General features: G+C 45.4%; 11 protein-coding genes. 9 read left to right on the top strand and 2 right to left on the bottom strand.

The genetic code is table 11. The features are described from left to right. Together A3756_RS03290 and A3756_RS03295 are read left to right on the top strand one after the other, a co-directional pair. Window positions 1-767 (top strand): hypothetical protein (locus A3756_RS03290; protein ID WP_231875472.1); only part of this gene is annotated, 767 nt, incomplete at its 5' end. A gap of 17 nt (window positions 768-784) precedes the next feature. Continuing rightward, complete coding sequence (locus A3756_RS03295; protein WP_068516736.1) at window positions 785-1,597, top strand: crotonase/enoyl-CoA hydratase family protein; 813 nt, start codon at window positions 785-787, stop codon at window positions 1,595-1,597. A 16-nt stretch (window positions 1,598-1,613) separates the two neighbouring features. Here the strand turns inward: A3756_RS03295 and A3756_RS03300 are convergent, their stop codons facing one another. Both A3756_RS03300 and A3756_RS03305 read right to left on the bottom strand, forming a co-directional pair. After that, complete coding sequence (locus A3756_RS03300) at window positions 1,614-3,482, bottom strand: long-chain-acyl-CoA synthetase (RefSeq protein ID WP_068516732.1); 1,869 nt, start codon at window positions 3,480-3,482, stop codon at window positions 1,614-1,616. Between the two features lie 49 nt (window positions 3,483-3,531). Then, window positions 3,532-3,807 (bottom strand): polyhydroxyalkanoic acid system family protein, encoded by a 276-nt coding sequence (locus A3756_RS03305; protein ID WP_068516730.1) that lies wholly within the window; start codon window positions 3,805-3,807, stop codon window positions 3,532-3,534. A gap of 268 nt (window positions 3,808-4,075) precedes the next feature. Here A3756_RS03305 and ubiE point away from each other — a divergent pair, with 268 nt between their 5' ends. From ubiE to A3756_RS28540, 7 genes are all read left to right on the top strand, one after another. Continuing rightward, the gene (gene ubiE, locus A3756_RS03310; RefSeq protein WP_068516050.1) at window positions 4,076-4,864 is read left to right on the top strand and encodes a bifunctional demethylmenaquinone methyltransferase/2-methoxy-6-polyprenyl-1,4-benzoquinol methylase UbiE; all 789 of its coding nucleotides are present in this window, start codon (window positions 4,076-4,078) and stop codon (window positions 4,862-4,864) included. A gap of 10 nt (window positions 4,865-4,874) precedes the next feature. Next, the gene (locus tag A3756_RS03315) at window positions 4,875-5,576 is read left to right on the top strand and encodes an SCP2 domain-containing protein (RefSeq protein WP_068516727.1); all 702 of its coding nucleotides are present in this window, start codon (window positions 4,875-4,877) and stop codon (window positions 5,574-5,576) included. 27 nt (window positions 5,577-5,603) lie between these two features. After that, window positions 5,604-7,274 (top strand): ubiquinone biosynthesis regulatory protein kinase UbiB, encoded by a 1,671-nt coding sequence (gene ubiB / locus A3756_RS03320; protein WP_068516722.1) that lies wholly within the window; start codon window positions 5,604-5,606, stop codon window positions 7,272-7,274. 17 nt (window positions 7,275-7,291) lie between these two features. Continuing rightward, window positions 7,292-7,624: a phosphoribosyl-ATP diphosphatase gene (locus tag A3756_RS03325; protein ID WP_068512015.1), complete on the top strand. Its 333-nt coding sequence runs from the start codon at window positions 7,292-7,294 to the stop codon at window positions 7,622-7,624. Between the two features lie 9 nt (window positions 7,625-7,633). Then, window positions 7,634-7,858, top strand: a complete 225-nt coding sequence (gene tatA, locus A3756_RS03330; protein ID WP_068512005.1) for a twin-arginine translocase TatA/TatE family subunit — start codon at window positions 7,634-7,636, stop codon at window positions 7,856-7,858. Window positions 7,859-7,887: 29 nt separating this feature from the next. Further along, window positions 7,888-8,277, top strand: a complete 390-nt coding sequence (gene tatB / locus A3756_RS03335) for a Sec-independent protein translocase protein TatB (protein ID WP_068512008.1) — start codon at window positions 7,888-7,890, stop codon at window positions 8,275-8,277. A 35-nt stretch (window positions 8,278-8,312) separates the two neighbouring features. After that, on the top strand, window positions 8,313-8,512 hold a 200-nt coding region (locus A3756_RS28540), incomplete at its 3' end, for a twin-arginine translocase subunit TatC (RefSeq protein WP_368664565.1).

Consider the following 8,512-nt stretch of genomic DNA (forward strand, 5'->3'; position numbering starts at 1 on the left):
ATCAGGGATCCGCGATCACTATGAGCCGTGACAAGCTTCTTCACACCCATGCTTCTAGCCCTGCGGCCAAAAGGCTAAGAGAGGCAATGCTCAATTATCACGACTTCCAACAGCAATCAAAGCTCGACAATATCGACCACCACTTGGCAAAACTCGCTCACTGGCAAAGTGAGCGCTTAAAGTTCAGTCATCGCGATTTTTATCAATCAAGCGACTATCAAGACGGCTTATCCTTCCTGTTTACGGATTTATATTCAACCGAGGATTTCAGCGACCGCGATCGGGATCTTGAGCGAATATTTCCTAAAATGATCAAGCTTTTACCAAAAAAAATTCTTGAAACAGTGAGTCTTCTGGTAGAACTAAACTTACTTACTCAGCAGCTAGATCAGCGGCTTGCTGAAATCATATTTATTGAACACAACAGCAATGAGCTAAACGAGAAGATCTATTGTGAAGCTTATCGCGCTAGCGACAATCATGGCCAGCGACTATACCAGATACAACTGACTTCACAGCTGGGACAAAAACTCGACAAGTATGCGCGTAGCTCCGTCATCTTATTTACCTTACGCATGACCGAAGGTGCCGCAGAAATGGCTGGACTACAAGCACTTCATCAATTCTTAATGACCGGCTTTGAAGCCTTTCATAGCATGAAGGATGTACGCACGCTGATGAATACCTTAAGCGAAAGAGAAACCGTCTATCTCGATGAGATTTATCAAGGCAATAATCACCCCTTCAATTTTGACCTGAGCATATAAGCACAAAGGAAATACACATGACCGACCGCATCATTCTTGAACGAGTAAGGCTGGAGATTAAAGATCAAATTGCCTATGTAACCTTAGTTCGTGCAAGTAAGCTCAACGCACTCGATATAGCTATGTTTGAGGCCATTGCAAAAGTGGCTAAAGAACTTAAAAAGAACAAGTCTATCAGAGCGGTCATTCTATCTGGTGACGGTGATGCTTTCTGCTCTGGACTAGACATAAAAAGCGTTTTGAAAAGTCCGGTAGCCGCGCTCAAACTTTTGGTTAAACCCGGCACCAAGGCCTCAAACCTGGCCCAGGATGTCAGCTACCTGTGGCGCGATGCTCCCGTTCCTGTCATTGCAGTGACACACGGAAAATGCTGGGGAGGCGGCTTTCAAATCGCATTGGGTGCCGACTTTAGATACAGCACACCCGATTGCGAATTCTCTATCATGGAAGCACGCTGGGGTCTGATTCCCGACATGGGCGGCACACTAACGCTGAGAGAGCTGGCACCGATTGATATCGTCAAAGAGCTTGCGATGACGGGCCGAGTTTTCAATGCTGAAGAGGCTAAATCATATAACTTGATTACCCATATCTATGATGACCCGATGACCAAGGCAGTCGAATTCGCTGAAGAGATCAAACAGCGCTCGCCAGATGCCGTTGCCAGCAACAAGCTGCTTTTCAACAAAACCTGGCTTAGCACCATCAAACAGGCTTTAAATTGGGAAACAAAATTACAACGCAAGCTGATCGGTCGTTACAACCAGAGAGCAGCAGTCAGCCAAGGCACCAAAGGCGCGAAGCCCTTACCTTTTAAGAATCGCAGCTAAGCTTGAATCAAACAGGCTAGAAGCGATACTTTCCCGCCTCAACAGCCGCTTGTAATTCAGCATTAAAGGGCTGATAAGCTGTGTCGCCTGGAAGACAGACCCATACCGGGTCTGTTATCTGCTCCAAATCATAAGCAATTTTCTTCAAGTCAGTTTTCTTGTATTTGAAGGTTCCCGTTGTCTCCATCGATGAAGACAATCGAATAAAAATCGGCCGGGCATATGCGGGCAGATTCTCACTTAAATGTTGGTAGACCTCTGAAGAGTCAAAATGAGCACCTTTCTCAAGCGTAATAGATGCCATTCCCGCTCTACCGTTTGTCTCGGGTATCTCGACACCATAAACCACAGCATCAGCTACAGCAGTCATCTGAGCCAATACATTCTCGACCTCAGTTGTCGAAACGTTCTCACCCTTCCAACGAAAAGTATCACCCAGGCGATCAACAAATTGGGCATGATTGAAGCCTTGATCTCGCATCAAGTCACCGGTATTAAACCAAGCATCCCCCTGTTTGAAGACATTTCTCAAGATGGTGCGTTCGGTTTTCTCTGGGTCGGTATAACCATCAAAAGGGGTTTTATCGGTAATTTCACCCAATAGTAATCCCGCCTGTCCTTTTTTGACCCGTCGCAGGAAGCCATCGTGATGCCTGACTGGACAATCTTCTTCTAAATCATACTCGACAATGGCGTAAGGGATTGTCGTGAAGCCAACGGTAAAATCATGATTGAATATATTGAGAAAACCTACATTCCCCTCACTAGAGCCATAAAACTCCATCACCTTATCGACACCAAAGCGCTGTTTAAAACCCGCCCACAGGTTTGCTCGCAAACCGTTACCAAAAATCATTCTTACCTGATGATTTTTATCATCAGCACTTTCTGGCTGAGACATCAAATAGCGACACAACTCACCAACATAACAAATAGCAGTTGCTTGCGTTCGTCTTACCTCAGACCAAAATCTACTAGCAGAGAATTGTCGCGCCATAACCAAGCAGGCATCACCAGCCAAGACACTGCCCCATGCAACTACCAAGGCTGTACCATGATAAAATGGCAAGGTCACATAAGCTCGGTCACGCGGTGTCAGCTGTAAACATGCCAGTCCCGCACCACCAAAGGCTTTCATAAAACGTCCATGAGTCAAAATAGCCGCTTTCGGCAGCCCGGTCGTACCAGAGGTATAAAAATAACAGAAAGCCTCGGAAGGACGACTCCTCAAGGTACTACCCGGATTCTCTGAGCTTTCTTTCCTCTGCACCGCCGCAAGATCTGTCCAGCCATCAGGCAAAGCATCAGGGTCAACATCACTAAGCAAAGTGTCAGCATCATCAAAGAAAAAGCGAGCATTACTAGAAACAGGAAGACTACTCTCTACCTCAGAAATCGCTGAAAATAGCTCTCGCCCGACAATAATTGCTTTAGCATCGACGAGCTCAAAACTGTGGCGTAACACCGCGGCGCGCTGACTGGTATTGATGAGCGCACTCACGGCCCCTATTTTGGCAATCGCAGCAACACAGGCCAATAGCTCTGGGCGATTCTCCATAAAAACAGCAATGACATCACCTTTGCCGTAACCAGAGTTCAGAAGTGATCGCGCAAGTCGGTTAACCCACTGATTGAAGATCTGGTAAGTAAATTCCCGCTCTTCGAAAATTAACGCAAGCCCTTGCGGATTTCTTGAGGCCGACTGCTCAAGACAAACCCCCATCCCGGCAGGGTAATCACCTGGTTTTCGGCTCGCGATATACATTCCCTTGACTCTCTTGGGCGTACCTTTGATAAAAGCCGGTAGCTTAGAAACAAAACGAGGAAATGAGATGGTATTCGCCACTGCTTCAGTATCTGCGTTACACTTGGATATCGGGGCCATAAATTAGCTCTTTTTATTAGTTCGGCGCTTTACATCATCGGAAATTTACTTAGGAAAGACACTCATCTAATCGGCGAATAATTGATTTCTCAATTTTGGATTTAAGAGGCATAAGTAAGAAACCCAGCTCCATTTTCAGGTCAACCTGTTGTGGTAGCACTGTCATTCGCCCCTTAGCTCCAGCACCTTTGAAGCGCACTGTATCACCTTCCCAATGATATTTAACACCAAATTCCTCAGCCAAACTGACGACCATATCTTCGGAAATCTTCTTAATTTCATCGTGAGCCAAATGATGCTCTCGAACAACCTGTATCACTGACATATATTTTTCTCTAATCTGTTTACTGCTCTAGCCCTAACTTTGAACTTCTTCCAAAACGCGGCTCAATTAGACGCCCTAAATCTTTAAGCTAACGAAGCGCTTTCTATTCGGGCGAAACCCGACAGTTTACCTCGATTGCTCTTGATGCAAAACAACTGCCTAGCAAAGTTCATTCATTTACCTACAAGTCATGATAGTTTTCCTGACACAGCAGAGTTAGAATGAGCACAATTTTTAGATCCGCGTTACATATAGATGAGTATAGCCCATGACCCAAGAGTCTCACACACAAGATTCACAGGCCCAGCAATCACAAGATGACACTACCCACTTTGGCTTTAAAAATGTCAAAGCTGAAGAGAAAGCAGGAAAAGTCGCTGATGTTTTTCATTCGGTTGCCAGCAAATACGACATCATGAATGATTTGATGTCTTTAGGCATTCACCGCGTATGGAAGAAGTTAACGATCGAATCCAGTGGTGTCCGTCCGGGACATAAGGTCTTGGATATTGCAGGTGGAACGGGAGACCTGACCATGCAATTCTCCAAACGCGTTGGTGAACAAGGGCAAGTTATTCTCGCCGATATTAATTCATCCATGCTGAATGTCGGGCGTGACCGTTTACTAGACAGAGGCTACGGCAGCAACATCGATTTTGTTCAAGCCAACGCCGAAACACTCCCTTTTCCAGACAACTATTTTAATTGTGTCAGCATCGCCTTTGGCCTTAGAAATGTGACAGATAAAGACAAGGCACTAGCCTCAATGGCACGCGTATTAAAACCAGGCGGCAGACTATTGGTTCTTGAGTTTTCCAAGCCAAAGAATGACCTGCTCAGTAAAGTTTACGACCAGTACTCTTTCAAGGCTCTGCCTTTAATGGGGCGTTTGATCACCAATGATAGTGAAAGCTATCAATACTTGGCAGAGTCTATTCGCATGCACCCTGACCAGGAAACCTTAAAAGGTATGATGGAAAACGCAGGCTTTGCCAATTGTCGTTATCACAACATGAGCGGCGGCATTGTTGCTCTACATACGGGTATAAAACCTTAAGATGAGCCTTATGGACACTAAGCGGCTAACTAAAATTGCAGTTACTATTGAAAGTGCAATCAATACAGCTCTTTCAATGGACCCTGCGGCTCAGAAACATTTAAAACGCCTTAGAGACTGTGTGCTAGCCATTAGTGTCAGTTCCCCTAGCAAAGTTATCTATGTGGGCGTTGAAGAGCAAAACGAAGCCCAAAGTAACGAGTCAGACGATAACACCCAAGTGGTTTATCGAGTTGCCATACTCCCCGCTCAGGACCATTCCAGCGTTCAGATCAAAGGTTCCTTACTGTCCTTTATTAAACTTGCTAGCTCTAAGGACAAAAGCTTACTCTTCAAAACCAACGAAATTCAACTAAGTGGCGAATCTGTCAGAATTCAACAAATTCAGGCATTCCTTAGCATCGTCAGTGTTGACTGGGAAGGCATTCTCGCTTCTGTTATCGGCGATATTCCCGCACATATTATCGGCACCTCTATTCGCCAAAGTTTGAGTTTTGGCAAAAACCTGACTCAATCTTTGATCAGAGATGCGGAAGAGTTTATTAAGTATGAATTACGCCTGTTTCCAAATAAGGCTGCTGCTAAAAAGCAATTTGCAGCGATCGACAAGCTCTATCAGGCAAGCGAAGCTTTAGAGAAGAAAATTAAGGCTCGACTTGGTGATAAGTCAAATCAAGATAGCACTGTTAGCCAAGAGCAAACGACCAATTAACGCATAAATAAGAGATCAATAAACTCCGTGTCGAAGTTATTACTACTTACCAAACTCCGCAGAATATTCGTGATTCTGTGGGTCATTAGTCGCTACCGCCTAGACGAGTTTATTCCGCTTGCTCAGCTCCCCTTAAGCGCCAGACTACTTCTAATTCTTGCACCTTGGCACTTTTTTCCAAAACCGAAGATGTCTCGCGGTGAGCGAATCCGCTTAGCTTTGGAAACTCTGGGCCCTATCTTCATTAAGTTTGGACAGATACTCTCTACCCGACGCGACTTGCTACCTGATGATATTGCGGATCACCTCAAAAACCTACAGGATCAGGTCACGCCGTTTTCAGGAGCTATATCCAAGGCTTTAATTGAAAAAGGCTTGGGGAAGAAGGTTGGAGAAGTATTCCAAGAGTTTGACGATGAACCACTAGCTACCGCTTCCATTGCACAAGTACATAGCGCCACGCTACATTCAGGTAAAGAGGTAGTCGTCAAAGTCATTCGTCCTGGCATTGAGCGAACCATCGACCAAGATATTGCCGTCATGCTGTTCTTTGCTCTGGTTCTGGAAAACTATTGGGTGGATGGTAAGCGACTTCACCCGGTACAGGTCGTAAGAGATTATGAAAAAACAATTTACGATGAGCTCGACCTGCAAAGGGAAGCAGCAAATGCCTCCCAGATCCGTAGAAACTTTCTAGATTCTGAACTGATCTACATCCCGGAAATTCATTGGGACTACACTAACCAGCACGTTCTGGTCATGGAACGGGTGTATGGTATTCCTGTTGCTGACGTTGACGCGCTGAGAACCGCCGGGGTCAACCTGAAAGCACTTGCCGAACGCGGCGTAGAGATCTTCTTTACTCAAGTATTTCGCGATAGCTTCTTTCATGCTGACATGCACCCTGGAAACATATTCGTCTCGTCAAAGAATCCTCACAACCCGCAATACATTGCCATCGACTTTGGTATCGTTGGCACACTAACGCCTGAGGATCAAAACTACCTCGCACGCAATCTGCTCGCCTTCTTCAAGCGTGACTACAAAATGGTTGCCGAGTTACATATTTCATCAGGCTGGGTTCCTGAGGACACACGTGCAGACGAGTTTGAATCAGCCATCCGTACGGTTTGCGAGCCTATTTTCGAACGCCCGCTAAAAGACATATCCTTTGGACAGTTTCTGCTGCGCTTGTTCCAAACAGCGCGTCGCTTCAATATGGAAGTTCAACCCCAGCTTGTACTGTTGCAAAAAACCCTACTAAACATCGAGGGCTTAGGGCGGCAGCTCTATCCAGACCTGGATCTTTGGAACACGGCACAACCTTATCTAGAAAAATGGATGAAACAGCGCATCGCACCACCTGGTGTTTGGAAAAACGTTAAACAGCACTTGCCTGAGTGGCTTGAACAGTCACCAGAAGTGCCCAAGTTGATATTTGATGCCATGAATCAAATTAAGCACTTAGATAGCTTTACACAAAAGCGCGAACAGCAAACTATCCAGCTAAAAAATGACATAAATCTACAGCGCAAACAAACAAAAGACTATATGATAGGTGGTACCTTGTTGGTGCTAGCCATTGCCCTAAGTAAACCAGACACACAGCAGTGGTTAACAAATTTAACCTGGTCTGAAATCGGGCCAGCAATAGTCGGTGCGTACTTTATATTCCGCACCAAACGAATCACGAAATAACAGGCAGTTTAGTTACCATGTCTACGGTTTTAGAACAGTTAACAGAAGTTTTGGCCGAGCGTCGACAAGCCGATGCCAGCAGCTCTTATGTTGCCAGCCTACACGCCAAAGGCTTAAATAAAATATTGGAAAAGGTCGGTGAAGAGTGCACCGAAGCAATTCTTGCAGCCAAAGATGCTCAGGATGACGAAGGTAAGAAAGCCTTAGTCTATGAAACCGCTGATTTATGGTTTCACAGCCTGGTAATGCTTTCACACCTGGACCTCGAAGCTAAGGACATCCTTCAAGAACTTGAGCGTCGTTTTGACTTATCAGGCCTTGAAGAAAAAGCATCTCGTAAACAGAAATAGGAGAAGGTTATGGGTATCAGTCCAATGCAGCTACTGATTATATTATTGATCGTAGCACTTATTTTCGGCACCAAGAAACTACGCAATATGGGCGGAGACTTGGGTGGCGCCGTAAAAGGCTTTAAAAAAGCCATAAAAGATGATGAGAAAGCCGCTGTAGAAAAGAAAGACAGCGACATCATCGAAGGCAAAGCTGAAAAAGTCGAAAGCAATGATAAAGAGCAACAAAAGTAACCCTGATCAGGCACTAGCTATCGAATACTATGTTTGACGTTGGTTTTTTAGAGCTCGTCTTAATCGCTATCATCGGCCTATTGGTTTTAGGACCCGAGCGCCTGCCCGTTGCCGCTAGAACTCTGGGTCGCTGGTTTGGCAAAGCACGCCGCATGACCAGCCAGTTCACTCAGGAAATAAATCGCCAGATAGAACTCGAAGACCTAAAAAGCGAGCTTAAAAAGCAGGGCGAGAGTTTGGACATTAATGAAGATGTCGAAATGATCCAGAATACCGTTAAAGACGCCCTCAAAGAAGCTGAAGAGTTCGAGCCCTTACCAAGAGATGAGTATGACAAGCTGTTTCAGGCACCAAAAGAGCCTGATTCGTCAAAAGACCTTCAAAGCAATACGCAAAACGACAAGCCTAAGCAGTCATAACATGGCCTCCGTAATAAGCTAAGCATAGTAAAGACATGAGTAAGACTTCTGACAACGCAACTGAAAACGACACTGTAGTCGACCAAGGCCAGCCTCTAATCAGCCATCTGATAGAATTGCGCACACGCCTCCTGCGTTCTGTGCTTTGCGTTATATTGATCTTCGCAGGCCTTTACTATTTTGCCAACGATATCTACCTGATTGTCTCAGAGCCACTTAGGGTCTTTTTACCCGA

The sequence above is a fragment of the Oleiphilus sp. HI0086 genome (assembly GCF_001635225.1).